Here is a 17,169-nt window from a genome sequence, read left to right on the forward strand (position 1 = left end):
GAGGGATGTAGAGGTGATGTTATAAAATCACATTTTTATCTCAATCCTTTCTGCCTGAATTAGAGGGTGGATTCAGTGAATAATCCGCGCCGTTATACCTCCAGTGTTATCACCCGTTGCCAGCTGAAAAATGAAGACGAATCGCCAAGTGTGGCGCTTCGGCCAACGTGAAAAAATATAATTATTTTCACGTTTTGCTATCTTTTTCATCATCCTTGGCTAATCTGGCGTATTAATGCGCCTTGCATAACCGGGCAAAAAAATAATTGATTAAGGTCAATGCGAGGTGGAATGGGAGTCGGGAAAATTCGCCGCCATCGCGCCTCAGGGTGTCACTGGATCGCAACCGCTGCCCTCTACGATCTGTTCCGATAGCCTCCACACACATAGGTTTATTGCATGAAGCAGGCGATATCCCCGATCAACAATGAGATCAAACTGCAGGAAGACGAATTTATCGTCAGCAAGACCGATACACGTGGTGTGATTACCTATGTCAATCGGACCTTCATGCGTGTCTCCGGTTTCTCCGAGCCGGAAATGCTTGGCCAGCCGCACAATGTGATTCGTCATCCCGAGATGCCGCGCGGGGTATTCCGGCTGTTGTGGAAAACTCTGGAGAGCAAGCAGGAGTTTGTCGGGTACGTCAAAAACCTGTGCAAGGACGGCAGCTACTACTGGGTGCTGGCCAATATCACGCTGGATTACAACTCCGACGGCAAGCTGCAAGGTTACTATTCGGCACGCCGCAAACCGCAGGCCCGGGCGCTCAAGGCCATTCTGCCCCTGTATCAGGAAATGCTGCGCATCGAAGCCAGCTACGGCAAGAAGGATGGCGCAGAAAAGTCCATGGCCTATCTGCTGGAACAGTGCCGCCAGCAAGGCGTGCCCTATGACGAGCTGGTGCTCGCGCTGGATCGCTAGTACCCGATAAGCCGCTGTTTGTCTTCTTTTGTCTGAACCTCAGGAAGTCGAGGGAGCCATGTCTCAGGATTCCAAACCGAAAAAACGTGGACGTAGTTTCGGTAGTCTGTATCTCAAGCATCGCCTGCAGCTGGCCTGCTGGCTGTTTTCGCTGCTGGGGCTGGTGCCTGCCATCGTGCTGGCCGCCACCGGTCAATGGACGCTGGCGGGCTGGATGCTGATCCCCGCTGTGCTGATCATGGTGCTGTCGGTGCTGCACTATGGCCAGTCCAACCGGGCTCTGAGTGCCATCGAACAGATGCAGCGGGCGCTGGTGGCCGGCAACAAGGGCACCTTCGGGATGCGCATCAACCAGACCGAGCGTCTGGGGGAAGTGGGTTTTGTTGCCTGGGAGCTGAATGATTTCCTCGATAAGATCGAGACCTATTTCAAGGAAGTGGACACCTGTTTCCGTCACGTCGCCAATGGCCGGTTCAACCGCTACGCGCTCTATCGCGGCCTGCCCGGACAGCTGCGGGAGTCCCTGCAGCGCATCAACGAGTCCATCGACAAGATGAAGCGTGGCTCCGAACTGGTGGCCAGCAACGAGCTGAACTCCGACCTGCACAAGCTCAATATCACCAATCTGATCCAGAACCTGCGACAGAATCAGGCCGATCTCAACGGTATCAGCGAAGACATGGAGCTGGTGGAGCAGATCGCTGTTGAGAGTGGTGAAGCCGCCAGTCAGAACCAGAAAACCGTGCGGCAGATGGTGCAGGCACTGCACAACATCAACAACACCATTGAGGCGGTGTCCTCGGTGGTCAACCAGCTCGGTCAGGACAGCCATCAGGTGGAGCAGTCACTGTCGATCATCACCGAGATTGCCGACCAGACCAACCTGCTGGCCCTTAACGCGGCGATTGAAGCTGCCCGTGCCGGTGAGCAGGGACGCGGTTTTGCGGTGGTGGCTGATGAGGTCAAGGCGCTGTCGAAACGCACCAAGGATGCGGCGGTGGACGTCACCGGCACCATCAGCAGTTTCAGCCAGCGGGTGGATCAGATGGTGACTCAGGCCGCTAACTCGGCCCGCGAGGCGGGAGAAATTTCTGCCATGGTCAGCCAGTTTGATGTCGAGTTCAGCCGTATGGCGACCTCTGCCGAACAGACCAAGGGCCGCATCAGTTATGCCAAGAGCCGCACCTTCGGTGTGCTGGCCAAGGTCGACCACATTATCTTCAAGCAAAACGGCTATCTGACCTTTGATGAGCACCACGACCACAGCGAGGAAGTGGCCGCAGTATCCAAACATCACACCGAATGCCGTCTGGGGCAGTGGTACTACCAGGGCGTGGGAGCGCAGTTCTTCTCCCATGTACACTCGTACAAGGCCATCGAAGCCCCCCATGCGGCGGTTCATCAGGCGGTGCAGAAAGCCATTGCACTGCGTAATGAAGACTGGAAATACCAGCCCGAAATCCGCAGGCAGATTATTAGCCTGATGGGTGATGCCGAGCGCCAGAGCGAGCGCCTGCTGAACCTGATTGATGACGTTATCCGCGAGCGTCACCACGGCTAGCGAAGGGGGTTATATGGCGGGCAGGCTGCTCTGCTGCAGGTAGGGTGCAAGCTCACTGGTCGGCAGTGGCAGACTGTGCAGGAATCCCTGTATCTCATCACAGCGCATGGCTTGCAGGCAGCGGGCATCCTCTTCACTTTCCACGCCCTCGGCCACCACCTGCATCTGCAGACGGTGGCACAGTGCAATGATGCTGTCGACGAACTGCTGCTGGCGCTGCTGCTGGCTCAGTTGCTGTACCAGACTGCGATCCAGCTTGAGGATGTCGATCGCCAGAGCTTTCAGCGTTGTCAGCGAGGAGACGCCACTGCCGAAGTTATCCAGCGCAACACGGATACCCTGATCCTGCAGCGCTTTGAGTATACCGGCGCTACGCTGCAGATCCTGGGTCAGAGTCGCCTCATTGAGCTCCAGTACCAGCTGTCGTGGCCGCAGGACATGGCGCTGCAGGACCTGATTGATCCAGCTCGGCAGTGCCGGGTTGAACATAGAGATAGACAGGTTCAGTGCCACCTTGATGTCATCCGGCCAGCGCACTTCGCTGTGGTGGTAGTCGTACTCCAGGCGCTCAAACAGCCAGTTGCCCAGCGCCATCCCCAGACCATGGTTCTCCGCCAGCTCAAAGATCTCGATAGGGTGAATGGCGTCATAGTGGGGGTGCTGCCAGCGCAGCAGGGCTTCGATGCCCGTGAGCTGACGGTCGGCGGCGCGGTAGAGTGGCAGGTAATGCAGCTGCAGCTCGGAGGTGGCGTCGCAGAACTGCAGCTGGCGCTTGAGATCCAGCAGCAGCGTGGTCTGGCGATTCTGATGCTCGGCCATTTCGCTACGGAACAGTTCAACACGGGTGGTGGAGCCCGCGCTCTTGGCCTGATACAGCGCCAGTGACGCCGCCTGCAGCAGTTCGGCCGGTTGCAGACCGTGCAACGGGAAGATGCTGACGCCCACGCTGGTATCGATCTGGGTGGCCCGGCCCTTGATAAAGAAGTCAAACACCAGCGACTGACGGAAGTAGCGGGCCAGATCCAGCGCCTCGCTGTCGTTCTGCAGATTGTTGAGAATCACCGCGAAATTGTCGCCATCCAGCCGCGCGACCAGATCCTGCCGGCGCACATGCTCACGCAGACGCTGGGCGACTTTCTGCAGCAGCTCATCGCCCTGCCGGTGGCCGAGGTAGTGATTGATTTCCTTGAAGTGATTGAGCTTGATCAGGCACAGGGCAAAGTGGCTGTCGGGCTGACGTGAGTTCGTGCAGCTGGCTTCCAGACTGTCATTGAACAGGCCGCGATTGGCCAGCCCGGTCAGCGGGTCCTGATGGGCCAGACGGTTGAAACGTCTGGCCTGCCGCAGCAGGGTGATGATCAGCGTCAGCCCTACCGCAAACAGCCCTGCCAGCAGCCAGGCCAGATGCTTCTGTGACTCCAGCACCCCCTCGTACATCTTGGTCGATTCCTTGCCGGTGAAGTTGAGCATCACCAGCTCCCGCACCTGCTGCACGTAGGGGTAGAACTGTTGGGTCAGCTGTTGCTGCTGCGCTTTGTCACCCGCTGTCAGGTCAGTAATACGCTGTTCGTTGTCCTGCAGGGTGTTGTAGAGATTGCGAATCTTGATTTCGGCATTGAAACGCGCACGCAGGGTGCGGTTCTCCTTGCCCACCAGAAACACGTTGAGGCGGTTCCATAGCAGGTCATAGGAGAACATCAGCTGGTTGTGATCGATGGCGTTGGCGCCATACAGGGCAATGTTGGTGTAGAACTTCTGCAGCTCCAGTTCCAGCTGTGCCAGTGACCAGGCGGAGTACTGAATATGGTTGGAGACCAGCCGGGCGGTGCGGAAGTGATTGACCATGGAGAACACAGACGCCGTCAGGAAGACGGCGGCCAGCAGATAGAGAAACAGGAGCCGGATTCGCTTCATGGCAGGACGTCAGTTAACCGACAGCTGGCGCAGATGCCAGACCATCACGCTATAGGTGGCCGCTTTTTTCAGCTCAGGATGCTGATCCAGTGGATACATGACCCAGACCGGCCCCTTGTGGCGCACGTCCATGACTTCACCATCCACATGGGTGGCCAGCAGGATGTCGTAGTTCTGGGCATCGGCGACGGGAATGTCGGCCTGATAGTCATTCAGTGCCTTGGCAGTCACAGTATCGCCCGTGGCGCCCAGACTGCTGAGCAGATCACGCAACAGCACACCGCTGTAATCGTGAGGTGTTTCACTCCACGGGTGGGTGGTCTGGTAATGGGACTGGGGCAGGGCATCGAGCATGGCCAGATCGAAGTCGGCGCTGGTGTCGTGATTGCTCCGGCTGATCTTGCCGTCGACGCTGAGGATGATGTCGCCAGTGGGTGCTGGCAGCGCATCGGCCCAGGCAGTCATGGCCGTCAGCATCAGGCTGATGGCCAGCGCCAGACGGCAGCTAAAGCGATTCATGCAAGTAAGATCCATCTTCGTGTTTTACCTCAACGGCAGACAGGCCATCACGGCCATTCTGTTACTGATACAGTGATTCGGGTTTCAGTTGGTAACAGCGGGCTTAAGCATACCACCTCATTCCCCCCGACTCACCCCGGTTATAACGTGCCTTGCACAGCGGCTTCTGCACGAGGGTGACTGGCCGGTGCTCAGTCAACCCTGTTTCGCCAAGTGATCCAAGCGGCTGCCCGGACGGTAAAAACAGCGGCAAGTGACATTTGCTGACCCTGAAAGGCCAGTGCTGAGTGGCCGTGCGGAATGCCCTCGTTCCGACAACGGCGTGCTATGCCCGGGCTGCTATCGATCATTGAGGAGAGTCTTGTCGTGGTTGCTGCACATCATCGATTCCATGCGCTTTGGCATTCACTGCATCACAGGCTCAGCCTGTTGCTGGTGGCTGCCGCCGCTCTGGCAGGCTGCACGGCCGTACCCGGCGGGGTGACGGTAGTGGAGCAGTTGCCGCTGCAACCCTATCTTGGCCGCTGGTATGAAATCGCCCGCCTTGATCATTCCTTCGAGCGCGGGCTGAGTTGCGTGACTGCCGACTACAGCCTGCGTGATGACGGCGGGGTGCGGGTGATCAATCGTGGTTATGACCCGAAAACAGCAAAGTGGCGCGTGGCTGAAGGCAAGGCCTACCGCAATGGTGAAGGTGAGGAAGGACGGCTGAAGGTGTCGTTCTTCGGCCCGTTTTACGGCGCCTACAATGTGATGGCCGTCGATCTGCAGCAGGGTTACAGCCTGGTGGCCGGCCCGGATCATGATTACCTGTGGATACTCGCCCGACAGCCCAGCCTGCCTGCGGAGATCTATCAGCAGCTATTGCAGCGGGCTGCTGCCGCAGGCTTTGTGACGGATGATCTGATCAGGGTTGAGCAGCAGGCGTGTCCTCAGCCGTGAGCAGGTTCTGAGTATGCATTCTGAGAGTGTGGTTCCAGACGCCTGCTGATCTTCCTATGCGCTGCCGCGTGCCGGGAGCGGCTCAGTTGCAGGCGCCCATCCCCAGACTGAACAGGCGGGCGGTTTTGGTGGAGGGTAAGGTGGCCGGTACAGGGATTTCCCGCTTGAGCAGATTGAACAGCATCATGGCGGCCTCATCTTCATGTTTACCGGCACGATAGCTTAGCTCCGCCGCCAGTGGACGCCCGTCAGGGCAACGCCACAGGCTGGCTTCCAGCGTCATTTTTACCTCCTTGCCTGCCTGCAGCACTTTGCCGAGCTGCCAGTTCTCTTCGATCAGCCCCTTGTCGGGCCAAGACTGCCAGTGTGCGCTGGGGGTTATCGCCAGTTGCTGCAGTTGTCTGTCGGTTGGGCGCTGCCTGAAATCACGGCTCTGGCTGACATCCCAGCCTGCACGGCTGTACTCGCGTTCGCTGTCGAAATCCTTCATGGCCTTGTCGTCATGCTGGCGGGTTTTCAGACGCCAGTCACTTTTGCCGCCATCGAGGGGGCTGCGTTCGCGCAGCAGCCAGCCCTGCTGGTGCAGACTGCCGTCTGCGTCATCCCAGAAGCGCACCTGACGGCCCGGCAGGGGTTTGAGTTCACCGTCCAGCTGCAGGCCGCCGTCATCGTGACGCAGCCAGTTGCGAACATGCTGCTGCCATTGCTGGATGTTATCCAGCGGGTCCTGACGGTTGAACTCGACGAAGGCGGCAGGGTTGATGCTGAGCTTGTATTCATCAGCCGCCTGCACCACGAGCGGTGCAGTACCCAACAACAGGTAAAACAGAGAGCGTAATAGATGCATGGTAGCCCTTGCAGTTAGCCGGTGCTGACAGAGGAAGGCCTTATCCTACCTGTCCGGATCAGCGGGGGCGATAGGGTTGTGGCCGGGCTGGGTATGACTGGCCGGTGGCTCGCTGGTTGCCGGTCCCAGGCTGTGATGATTGGGCAGGCAGATACGAATTTCACTGTCACTGTCATTCAGCTGTAACCGCAGATGACCCTGATGGCGGGCGACAATACGGCGGCACAGCACCATGCCGATGCTTTCCATTACCGGCGCGAATGCCCCGCGCAGGGCGAAGCCTGTCTCCGTAGTGGCGCAGACATCGCTGCCAAGGGCATGCAGCCAGACCTCATTGGGCAGCTCAGGGCGACAGGCCAGCAGTGCTGCATGCAGCAGTTCACGCAGTAACTGCATCATCTGCTCGCGGTCGGCCTGCAGGGTGGGCAGCGGTTGCAGATGCACCCGCAGCCGGGCCAGCTGCAGACGTTCCTGCAGTTCATGCAGTACCTCATCGACCAGCTGATTGAGGTCCAGTCTCACCGGGTTGGTGGGGCGAATGTGCATGCGGTTGAGCAGCAGCAGTTCACGCAGGGTGAAGTCCATCCCTTGCAGCAGATTGCGCAGTTGCTGCGCTGACTGCGGCTGATGCTGCTGCAGTGTCGGACTGGTCTCGAGCAGCTGTTGTAACAGGCGCATGGCCTGCTGCACCGGCTGCTGCAGATTGGTGGTCGCCAGGCTGGTGAACTCCACCAGCTCGCGGTTGCTGACTTCCAGCTGCTGTACGTAGTGGTTGAGGGTGCGGTGCTGCTGCTGGCGTTCGGAAATATCCTGTGCCAGTAACGCCCAGCGGGTCTGTTCCTTGTCGTGCAGCAGGAAGGCCCGGATCTCCACCGGATAGTTGGTGCCATCGGCGCGTTTGAAATAGCTCTCGAACTGGGTATCGAGGCCACGGCGCTGCAACAGGCTGCGCAGGCTCTGCAGGGTCTGGTCAAGGGCATGAGGGGCGACGATGGCGTACAGGTCATTGATTACATGGCTGGAGCTGTAGCCGAGATTGGCCATGGCACTGTGATTGAGTTCGAGCAGGTTGAAGTCGCTGTCGAGAATCAGAATCTCATTGGAGGAGGCCTGAATCAGGCGTCCGAGGCGGGCATTCATCTTCTCGGCTTCCTGCAGGGCGCTGAGATCCTGAATGCCGACGACAAACAGGCGGCGGTTATTGTGCCAGGTATCATTGATTGACAGGCAAACCGGAAACTCATGACCATCACGATGACGGGCGGTGACGTGGCGCAGCAGGCCGATGATATCGGAGTGGCCTTCAGTCAGGTAACGCTGGAACAGTTCATCATGCCGGTCGGCACTGGACTGTGGCATCAGTATCTTGATGTGCAGACCGACCATCGCCTTGTTCCTGTAGCCAAACAGCTGCTCGGCGGCAGCGTTAGCCGACTCAATGGTGCCCTGTTCGTTGATCGTGAGGATGCCGCTGATCACTGTGTCCAGCACCGTCTGCAGCTTCACCTCATTGGCGTGCAGGGCTCTTTCCCGTTTGCGCAGGGTTTGCCCCAGCCGGCGCAGGCCAGTGTAGAGCGTGCCGATTTCATCATGAGGCATCGGCTGATGGGGCAGGTTGTACTCGCCTTCCGCATAGCGCTGTACCCAGCTGGACATGGCCACCAGAGGTTGCAGCGAGCGGCGCATCAGCAGGATGCAGGCAGTGGTGCCGAGCAGCAGAACTGCGAAAAACCACAGCCCTGCGTTGAGCAGCAGCTGTATCAGGGCACCGGTCATGGAGACGAAAGGTACCAGCTGGGTCAGGGTCAGAAAGCTGCTGCGGTCACTGCCGGGCAGGTAGACCTTGACCAGTGAGGCATAGTAATCGTTGCCCTGATACTGCACTTCCTGATTCAGCTGACTGTATTGCGGGCCTGCAAACCACCCGGCGTAGGCTGGCATCTCATCCTGCAGGCGATGGCTCTCGCCCTTCTCAAAAGCAAAGCGGTAGGCCGGATTGGGGTGATAGAGGTACTCGCCGTCGGCATTGGTAATAAAGAACGGGTCATGCACCACTACGCTGCGATCCAGCAGGGTGGCGACGTTGATATTGATGACCAGCAGCCCCAGCGCCCTGCCATTGCTCCAGCCTACCGGCATAGCCAGTCGCAGGGTGCGTACCTGTTCTGTCTCGATCTCGCCGTGTTCCTGATTGAGATCGATGGGGGAGGCGTAGATTTCTCCCTGTTTGAGCTGCTGCGTAGCCTTGAAGTAATAGCGATCGGACTTGTCCTGCAAAAAGGCGGCGGGCACTTCGCGGATATTCCTGCCGTTGCGTTCGACCCGCAACAGCTCCATGCCGGGGTGGTCGGCATTATCGATCACCCGCAGCTGGAAATATTCCGGTATGGCCTGCAGCCGGGCACGCAGGATGGCGCTCAGGGCATTGTGCAGCACATGGGTATCCAGGCCGGTTCGAGGCGATTTTCCCCCCGCCTGCATCGACAGCAGATAGCCATCCAGTGCCGGCAGCAAGGCCAGAAAACGAATATCACTCTGGTACTGCTGCAGGCTGCGGCTCATCTCATCGGCCCGTTGCAGCAGGCTGGTGTGCAATGCGGTGGTGGTGCGCTCCTGTACCAGGGTGCTGGCCTGATGCAGGAAACCGGCACCCACCAGCAGGCTGGTCACCACAACGCACAGGGCGCTGAGCAGGGTGACTTTCTGGGTCAGAGTCAGTCGCATGGAAGCCCTCTCTGTATCCGTACAGCGAGTTAAAAGTACAGCGTCATGTTAAGTAGCTTTGGCAATAAAGGCAGTCTAGTAGCCCGACAGCGGGTGCATTAGAGCGTTTTGTTGGAGTGGTGATCAATATTTGAACGATTTTGGAATAAGTTACCGTGCTCCGGATGATCCGGCCGGTCACCGCTGCTGTATAGAAATGACTTCCGGCTGTGAGTTCTGAGATCTGTATAAGTTATGGCCAGTCTGATTCTGCTGCTGGGTGATCAGCTCAGCGAACATATGAGTGCCCTGCAGGCCGGTAATCCGGCGGAAGACCGGGTGGTGCTGGCCGAGGTGCTGAGTGAAGCCAGTTACGTACCTCACCATCCACAGAAAATCCTGCTGATTTTTGCCGCCATGCGCCAGTTTGCCCGGCATTTGGAACAGCAGGGCTGGCAGGTCAGCTATCAGCGGCTGGATGACGCCGATGCCCGGAACGATCTGCGGCAGGTACTGGAGCGTGAACTGGCGCGTGGCAACTACGCCAGAGTGATCATGACCCACTGCGGTGAGTATCGGCTGCACCGGCAGATGCGCCAGTGGCAGGCTGAGTGGCCACAGCAGTGGTCAGTCGCAGTGGATATCCTGCCGGATCATCGCTTCCTCTGCCCGTTGCGGGTATTTCGCGAATGGGCGGATGGGCGTAAGGAATGGCGCATGGAGTATTTCTACCGGCTGATGCGTCGTCGTACTGGTTTGCTGATGACCGCAGAGGGTAAGCCTGAGGGTGGCAAGTGGAACTATGATGCCGACAACCGTCGAGCCTACGACGGTAAACGCCCTCTGCCGCTGCTACCGGCCACCACACTGGATGCCGAGGGACAGGCGCTGGCTGCGATGATCGCTGAGCGCTTTGCCACACACTTTGGTGACGTGCAGCCTTTCCACTGGCCTGTGAACCGCGCTCAGGCTTTGCAGTTGCTGGCGGTCTTTATTGAGCAGGGGCTGCCTGGCTTTGGTGACTATCAGGATGCTTTGAGCAGTCAGTCGCCGTTTCTGTTTCACTCCCTGCTGTCGTCCAGTATCAACATCGGTCTGCTGGATCCGCTGGAAGTCTGTCAGCAGGCCGAAGCGGCCTACCATGCTGGTCAGGCGCCGCTGAATGCGGTCGAGGGGTTTATCCGTCAGATCATCGGCTGGCGCGAATATGTGCGGGGGGTGTACTGGCTGACCATGCCTGACTACGCAGAGAGTAATGAGCTGGCCGCCCACCGCCCACTGCCTGCCGCCTACTGGGGGGCGCCTACTGGTATGGCCTGCATCCGCGAGGTAGTGAGCGCGGTGCGGCAATATGGCTATGCCCATCATATTCAGCGGCTGATGGTGACCGGTAACTGGGCGCTGCTGCTGGGTGTGCAGCCCAAAGCCGTGTGTGAGTGGTATCTGGCGGTCTTTGTGGATGCGTTCGAGTGGGTGGAGTTGCCCAACACGCTCGGTATGGCTCTGCATGGCGATGGTGGCTTACTGGCGTCCAAACCTTACGCGGCCAGTGGCAAATATATACAGCGTCAGGGCGACTACTGTGCCGAATGTGCCTATCAGGTGAAAACCGTGACTGAGCCGGACAGCTGCCCGTTCAACAGTCTCTACTGGCATTTCCTCCATCGTCATCAGTCACGTTTTGCCGGGCATCCGCGTATGGCGGTGATCTATCGCAGCTGGCAGCGTATGGAGGGCGAGCAACAGCAGGCCATTCTGCAGCGGGCGCAGTGGCTGCTGGAGCATATCGACCAGCTCTGATTTCCCCCCTGTTACCGGACGGCGCAGAAACGCTCTGGAAACGCCTCAGCAGGACTTGCTTAAGCTCTGAAACAGTCAGCCCCTGTGGCTGAAACATTTGCGCCCCTATATAGCAAGCACTGTTAGCGAAAAGTGATCGCTGACGCTGCGGTGAACAGTGCGGGCTGATGGCAGTCGGTGCCGGACAGACTCACCGCCGAACTCCGCCTGTTATTGATTGGCAGGCGGCAGGGATCAAGCCATGTGCTGACGGCACAGACAGAAAGGAGAAAGGTTATGGATGTAGGTGTTTATGGTGGTTTTTTCGGTCTGGTTATCCTCGCACTGGATATTCTTGCCATAGCCAGCATCCTCAAGAGTTCTTACGGCGGCGTAGGCAAGTTCATCTGGATTCTTGCCGTACTGGCCCTGCCGGTGCTGGGAATGCTGGTGTATTTCCTGGTGGGCAAACGTGAGTCGTTATGACCGTGACAGCCGCCAGGTCTTCGCGGCCTGTTAACAGGGAGACCCTCAGGGTGAGGGCACAACATTGATCAGGGGTGGCTGAAAACCTGATTCCAGTCAAAGGCGAAGACCCCGGTCCCGGCCTTTGTGAATGTTGTTAAGTAAAAGGAAATATCCATGAAAGCAATCAATCGTGTAGCGTCTGTTGTGGTTCTGGGCAGTGTGTTGGCGCTGGGTCTGGCCGGTTGCAACAAGGATGACGAAACCAGCAGTGCTGGCAGCCAGAGTAACACTACCCAGCAACAGGAAAGTCAGCCTGCAGCAGGTACAGACTCTTCCTCTTCCTCCATGGTCACCCCCGGGTCGACCGACTCCGGCAATGGCGCAGGGGCTGACACCGGCACTAATACGGGCAGCATGAGCGGTTCCGCTGGCGCCACCACCGATGGTACTGGCAGCACCCCTGATACCTCATCATCCACGACGATGCCTGACAGTGGCACCTCTGGCTCTGCCAGTCAGTAACAACCAACGCAATTCACGTCACCGAACGGCAGGCCACGGCGGCAGGACAGCCGCTGTGGCTCTGCAGTGATCCACAGGAACATCAGAAAAGGATATTCACCATGGCAGGTTTACGACGCACTTTTACCGTTATTGCCCTGAGCAGCCTCATGACCTTGGGTCTGGCTGCCTGTGACTCCGATGATGGCCCGGCCGAGCAGCTGGGTGAAAAGATCGATAACGCGGCCACCAGCGCAGGGAATGCGGTGGAAGACAGCTGTGAAAAAGCCAAACAGGAACTGGGAGCCAGCGATACCCGTTGTTGACCTCCGGGAGATCATGCCTGACTGGCTAAATGGATCCATCGATGGTGCTATCCCCATGGCACTGTCACCCGGCCAATACGCCATGCGTAGCGGCTTCTCCAACCCGTCAGGGGGCGACATCTTGCCTCCGCAGCGCGCCGTTCAGGTCGTCAGCGGGGGCTTTTTTATGCCTCTTCGCTCAGTCACTCTCAGGAAGCTTCCTGCACTGGATAACGTCGTCAAATGATGCTTGCTGAATAGTTTCAGCTAAAACAAATGCGGCAATTATGCAGATTGTGCACTGTTGGCAGGAGGCAACGCTGTGATCCTGTCCAGACCGCTAAAACCAGGCTTTTTGCGATTGAGCTGATGCAGATCAGGGGATAGAGTGGCGCAGCTTCTGTGTGCGGTGCTCCGCCGTGCCGATCGGATTGTCACTCAGCCACGCTGGCTGGCAGTCATTCTTGTCATTATGGATCCAACTATGTCCCTCGCTACCCCTAACAGGCTGTTGAAAATCTATCTGCGTTGCCGAATACCGCGTCAAAAACAGGCTCAAAATGCTCATTTAGCTCACTAAACTCCGCTTTTTCGCCTGTTTTTTCCTTGTCTCGGCTGCCTCGATAACGTTTTTCAACAGCCTGCTAAAGAAATCGCCGATGCTGTTGTTCAGACCGGCGTGCGTAAAAGTTCTCTCGCGCTGCTTCCTCTGTTAATTCTCGGTTTTATGGCAGGTGCCTTTATTGCTTTCGGTTTTCTGCTGGATATCCGGGTGACGGCGCAGTTGCCACATGACTGGGCCTCATTGTCACTGTTTCTTGGTGCGGCAGTGTTCCCGGTCGGGCTGATCCTCACCGTACTGGCCGGTGGTGAGTTGCTGACCGGTAATATGATGTTCATGGCCACCGCCCTGTTTTCCGGCAAGATCGGCCTGCCCGCCTTGCTGCGTAACTGGCTGGTCGTCACGGTGGCCAACTTTTTCGGCGGGGTATTTATCGCCTTTTTCTTTGGTCATTATCTGGGGCTGGCAGAGGGGGCTTTTCTGGCCAAGAGCGTGGCCATTGCCAAAGCCAAGGTGAACGAGGACTTCCTGCACACCTTTATCTCCGGCATTGGTTGTAACTGGCTGGTCTGTCTGGCGATCTGGCTGGGCCTGGCGAGTAAGGATGTGATGGGCAAAATTATCGCCATGTGGTTCCCGATCATGGCGTTTGTGGCTATTGGCTTTCAGCATGTGGTTGCCAACATGTTCGTTATCCCGCTGGCGATCTTTGTCGGTGAGGTGAGCTGGACGCAGTATGTCAGCAACTTTGTGCCGGTATTTCTGGGTAATGCGGCAGGCGGCGCGATGTTTGTCGGGATCGCCTATTACGTCGCGCTGGTGCGCCAGCCCGCTGTGGTCAGCGTCTCCCTGAACGAGCGCGGCGCTGCTCAGGCCTGACAGGTGACTGAGCATTAACCGCTGCCGGCGGTAAACGAAAAGGGAGTCGAGTGAATCGACTCCCTTTTTTTCTGGGTGGCTGGCAACGCTGCCATAGCAGGAGCACTGGTCGTTACTGCTGATACAGCCAGTCGATAAACAGGCGGGTGGCCTGACTGGGATGGCGATGTCTGGGCTGCAACAGGCACAGGCTGCCACGGCTGTTCAGCTGCTGCGGTAATACCCTGACCAGACGGCCGGAAGACAGCTCCCAGTCGAGCAGGCGCTCCCAGCCCAGAATCACCCCCTGACCGGCCAGTGCCGCATTCATCAGCAGCTGATAGGAGTTGGCGCGCAGGCTGCGTTCCGGTAGTTGCCAGTCCATGCCCAAACCATGAAACCAGTCCTCCCAGGTCAGCCAGTCGTAATGATGATCTTCCAGTACCAGCAGCACATGCTCGTGCAGCAGGGCATTGGCATCGGTTACTTGACCGTGCTGATGCAGATAGCCCGGGCTACAGATGGCAATCACTGCCTCTTCGCTGAACAGCGGTCGTGATTCCACGCCGTTCAGCGGGATTTCACCCGGCAGGTGATAGAACAGGCCCAGATCGTACTCGCTGGCATCCAGACGTGACGGGTCTTCCACCGTGAGGATGCGGATCTCCAGCTGCGGCTGCTGATTTTGCAGCTGTACCAGACGGGGGGCCAGCCACAGCGAGGCGATGGTCGGGCTGCTGGCGATGGTCAGCTGATTGCCTTCGCCACGGCGCCGTAGCAGGGCGGTTTCCTGCGCCAGCTCACGCAGTAGCCGCTGCACCAGTTGTGAATACTGCTCGCCAGCCGGTGTCAGGGAGACGCCCTGGGCATCGCGCTCAAACAGCGGGCGGCCAAGATCGTGTTCCAAGCGCTTGATCTGCCGGCTGACGGCACTCTGGGTCAGGTTCAGTTCGGTGGCGGCCTGAGTAAAACTACGATGACGGGCAGCGGCCTCGAAGGTCGCCAGACATTTCAGCGGGGGCAGGTGTTGGTTACGGCCAGACATCGATGGCTCCTTGCAGAGGCGACCGGTTTTGCTGGCAACCAGCGCCCGAAAAGGGGAGCTCAGCATAGCATGGGGATCTTAGTTTGCTGTCATGGGGAAAGGTGTTGGCCCGCACAGGCAGAAGGCATGAGCGGGGCAGAACTGGGTCTGCACCAGCCTGACAGGCTGGTGCATTGGTGCATCAGGGGCCGGTTACACCGCCAGACGCGGGACCGAGGTGCTCCAGGTCTTGTTGCTTACCACTTCGCCGTTGTGGCTGGCAACCTGAGTGGCCTCGATGTGGAACTGTTCGCTGTCACAGCTGACCTGCATCCAGCTTTGTACCTGCACCGACCAGTCATCCCTGCCGGCCTCGTACAGCCAGTTGAACTCGGCACGGGTGCTGCCGGGGTCGTAGGGCTGCACGCTGTAGTCCTTGATGGCGCGCTGGCGCACCCACAGGCCGTGATCGTTGAAGCGGGTTAGGCCGAAGTTGTCATCGATATGCACGGTGACGGTGCCGGTGGCGACGTCTTCACTCAGGGTGCGGCGGTTGCCTGCCGGTTCCAGCATGGTCAGATCGCAGGGTGTGGCGGCTTCAGGCGCAGCAAACGGGTTGTCGATGGGCTCACCGATATAGACCGGCAGATCCAGCTCCTGCAGCGCGGCACGCAGACTCAGGGTGGTCAGCTGCGGGCTGGGCCACAGCAGCGGGAAGCTGGCACTGGCAATGGCGACCCGCAGGCGGTGTCCGACAGGCAGGCGATAGCCGATATGATCCAGTACCACCTCGGCGTCCATGGTTTCACCGGGGACCGGGGTTTCCAGTACGGCCGGGTCGTTGCGCAGGGCCAGATTGAGCACCCCGTAGGTGATCATGCTGACCTTGCCGTCAGGAGCGACGTCATTCAGGCGCACACAGATCTGCCCGCAGGGCTGGTCAACGCTGACTTTCAGCTTCAGCCGGGCATCACCGAGAATCTGCAGCGTCTCGCTGACCGGGGCCGAGTCGAAACACAGAGAGTTGGCATCGTCACGACGCTGGTCGGTTGAGAAGTCCGGGCCGAACCACAGCGGGATGTATTCGCCATGATGCAGGCCGGTGTGCAGTGGCGAGCAGACCGAACGGACTTCCGCCAGGGCTTCTGCCTGCGGCTGCAGACCGCTGCGGGTCAGGTACCAGCGCTGACGGCTGACTTTCGCCTCATCCGGCCAGCCACTGGTCTGTACCCAGACGCCGGGGCGCACCGGGTGGAAGGGTTTGGGTGGCAGGCCGTCCTGCAGATAGAAGGTGCATTCCGGCTCGTCCATGATGCCGGTGTCGATATCCTTCAGCCAGTAATCCCACCAGCGCAGCGCTTCCTGCAGGAAGCCAATGGCAGGCTCGGGCTTGGCGAAGTGCGGGTATTTGTGCATCCACGGGCCGATCAGCGCCTTTTTCGGACAGCTGAGTTTTTCCATCATGCGCGGGATGGTGTTGATATAGGAATCGGCCCAGCCGGCGATGCAGTAAGTGGCCGCCTCGATAGCGCTGTAGTCTTCACAGATCGAGGCATGCTGCCAGTAGGCATCACGGGTCTGGTGCTGGAGCCAGGTTTCCGCCAGCAGTGGCATGTTCTCCAGCCGTTGTTTCCATATCGGCAGCCAGGCCTCGCCCACCAGTGCCGGATCGGCAATGGCGGAAGAGAAGCTGAGCATGGTCGCAGCCCAGCTCTGGTTTTCCATCAGCAGGCTGCCGCCCTTGTAATGGATGTCATCCGCGTAACGGTCATCGGTGGAGCACAGCGTAATGATGGCTTTCAGCGCTTTGGGCTTGAGGGCAGCAACCTGCAGGCTGTTAAAACCACCCCAGGAAATGCCCATCATGCCGACCTTGCCACTGCACCAGGGCTGCTGCGTCAGCCAGTCGATGACTTCGAGGCAGTCTGCCTGTTCCTGTGGCAGGTACTCATCGTGCATCAGCCCTTCTGACTCGCCGTTGCCGCGCATGTCCACCCGCACACAGGCATAGCCGTGGCCAGCGGTGTAGGGGTGGGTCAGCTCGTCGCGTACGGTGGTTCCGTCACGCTTGCGATAAGGCAGATATTCGAGAATCGCCGGGACCTGGAGCGGTGCACCGGCATCGCTCAGGCACGCCTCCGGTAACCAGACCCGTGCGGCCAGACGGGTACCGTCGGCCAGCGGGATCCACAGGTTCTCGATTTCGCGCACGGCAAAGGGGAAGTCAGTCTTGATTTGCATGGCACTACTCTGTTGCTCCAG

General features: G+C 58.7%; 15 protein-coding genes. 9 read left to right on the forward strand and 6 right to left on the reverse strand.

Annotated elements, in window-relative coordinates; translation table 11 throughout:
* The first annotated feature begins 399 nt into the window (after positions 1-399).
* Together QCD60_RS13725 and QCD60_RS13730 are read left to right on the forward strand one after the other, a co-directional pair.
* Positions 400-924, forward strand: coding sequence for a PAS domain-containing protein (locus QCD60_RS13725; RefSeq protein WP_279786193.1), 525 nt, complete (start codon positions 400-402; stop codon positions 922-924).
* Positions 925-982: 58 nt separating this feature from the next.
* The gene (locus QCD60_RS13730; protein WP_279786195.1) at positions 983-2,485 is read left to right on the forward strand and encodes a methyl-accepting chemotaxis protein; all 1,503 of its coding nucleotides are present in this window, start codon (positions 983-985) and stop codon (positions 2,483-2,485) included.
* Positions 2,486-2,494: 9 nt separating this feature from the next.
* On the opposite strand, the gene QCD60_RS13735 is transcribed toward QCD60_RS13730, so the two are convergent.
* The gene (locus tag QCD60_RS13735; RefSeq protein ID WP_279786197.1) at positions 2,495-4,399 is read right to left on the reverse strand and encodes an EAL domain-containing protein; all 1,905 of its coding nucleotides are present in this window, start codon (positions 4,397-4,399) and stop codon (positions 2,495-2,497) included.
* Positions 4,400-4,408: 9 nt separating this feature from the next.
* Complete coding sequence (locus QCD60_RS13740) at positions 4,409-4,918, reverse strand: molybdopterin-dependent oxidoreductase (RefSeq protein ID WP_279786199.1); 510 nt, start codon at positions 4,916-4,918, stop codon at positions 4,409-4,411.
* Between the two features lie 366 nt (positions 4,919-5,284).
* Here QCD60_RS13740 and QCD60_RS13745 point away from each other — a divergent pair, with 366 nt between their 5' ends.
* A complete protein-coding gene (locus QCD60_RS13745; protein ID WP_279786201.1) occupies positions 5,285-5,860 on the forward strand; it encodes a lipocalin family protein in 576 nt (191 codons plus the stop codon).
* A gap of 82 nt (positions 5,861-5,942) precedes the next feature.
* Here QCD60_RS13745 and QCD60_RS13750 read toward each other — a convergent pair whose 3' ends face one another.
* Together QCD60_RS13750 and QCD60_RS13755 are read right to left on the reverse strand one after the other, a co-directional pair.
* On the reverse strand, positions 5,943-6,707 hold the full coding sequence (locus tag QCD60_RS13750; RefSeq protein WP_279786203.1) for a hypothetical protein: 765 nt from the start codon (positions 6,705-6,707) through the stop codon (positions 5,943-5,945).
* Positions 6,708-6,752: 45 nt separating this feature from the next.
* Positions 6,753-9,431, reverse strand: a complete 2,679-nt coding sequence (locus tag QCD60_RS13755) for a PAS domain S-box protein (RefSeq protein WP_279786205.1) — start codon at positions 9,429-9,431, stop codon at positions 6,753-6,755.
* 234 nt (positions 9,432-9,665) lie between these two features.
* Here QCD60_RS13755 and QCD60_RS13760 point away from each other — a divergent pair, with 234 nt between their 5' ends.
* The 6 genes from QCD60_RS13760 to QCD60_RS13785 all read left to right on the forward strand — a co-directional run bounded on the left by QCD60_RS13760 (position 9,666) and on the right by QCD60_RS13785 (position 13,904).
* Positions 9,666-11,210 (forward strand): cryptochrome/photolyase family protein, encoded by a 1,545-nt coding sequence (locus QCD60_RS13760; RefSeq protein ID WP_279786207.1) that lies wholly within the window; start codon positions 9,666-9,668, stop codon positions 11,208-11,210.
* Between the two features lie 276 nt (positions 11,211-11,486).
* A complete protein-coding gene (locus tag QCD60_RS13765; RefSeq protein WP_110189247.1) occupies positions 11,487-11,675 on the forward strand; it encodes a PLD nuclease N-terminal domain-containing protein in 189 nt (62 codons plus the stop codon).
* A gap of 156 nt (positions 11,676-11,831) precedes the next feature.
* Complete coding sequence (locus tag QCD60_RS13770; RefSeq protein ID WP_279786210.1) at positions 11,832-12,179, forward strand: hypothetical protein; 348 nt, start codon at positions 11,832-11,834, stop codon at positions 12,177-12,179.
* A gap of 101 nt (positions 12,180-12,280) precedes the next feature.
* Positions 12,281-12,484 carry a hypothetical protein gene (locus tag QCD60_RS13775; RefSeq protein ID WP_104153146.1) on the forward strand — a complete coding sequence of 68 codons (204 nt, stop codon included), beginning with the start codon at positions 12,281-12,283 and terminating at the stop codon, positions 12,482-12,484.
* Between the two features lie 13 nt (positions 12,485-12,497).
* Positions 12,498-12,710, forward strand: a complete 213-nt coding sequence (locus QCD60_RS13780) for a hypothetical protein (protein WP_279786215.1) — start codon at positions 12,498-12,500, stop codon at positions 12,708-12,710.
* Between the two features lie 405 nt (positions 12,711-13,115).
* Positions 13,116-13,904 (forward strand): formate/nitrite transporter family protein, encoded by a 789-nt coding sequence (locus QCD60_RS13785; RefSeq protein ID WP_279787924.1) that lies wholly within the window; start codon positions 13,116-13,118, stop codon positions 13,902-13,904.
* Between the two features lie 112 nt (positions 13,905-14,016).
* On the opposite strand, the gene QCD60_RS13790 is transcribed toward QCD60_RS13785, so the two are convergent.
* Both QCD60_RS13790 and QCD60_RS13795 read right to left on the reverse strand, forming a co-directional pair.
* Positions 14,017-14,928 (reverse strand): LysR substrate-binding domain-containing protein, encoded by a 912-nt coding sequence (locus QCD60_RS13790; protein WP_279786217.1) that lies wholly within the window; start codon positions 14,926-14,928, stop codon positions 14,017-14,019.
* Between the two features lie 192 nt (positions 14,929-15,120).
* Positions 15,121-17,148 (reverse strand): CocE/NonD family hydrolase, encoded by a 2,028-nt coding sequence (locus tag QCD60_RS13795; protein ID WP_279786219.1) that lies wholly within the window; start codon positions 17,146-17,148, stop codon positions 15,121-15,123.
* Between the last annotated feature and the right edge of the window lie 21 nt (positions 17,149-17,169).

Source organism: Pokkaliibacter sp. MBI-7, from assembly GCF_029846635.1.
Classification (GTDB): domain Bacteria; phylum Pseudomonadota; class Gammaproteobacteria; order Pseudomonadales; family Balneatricaceae; genus Pokkaliibacter.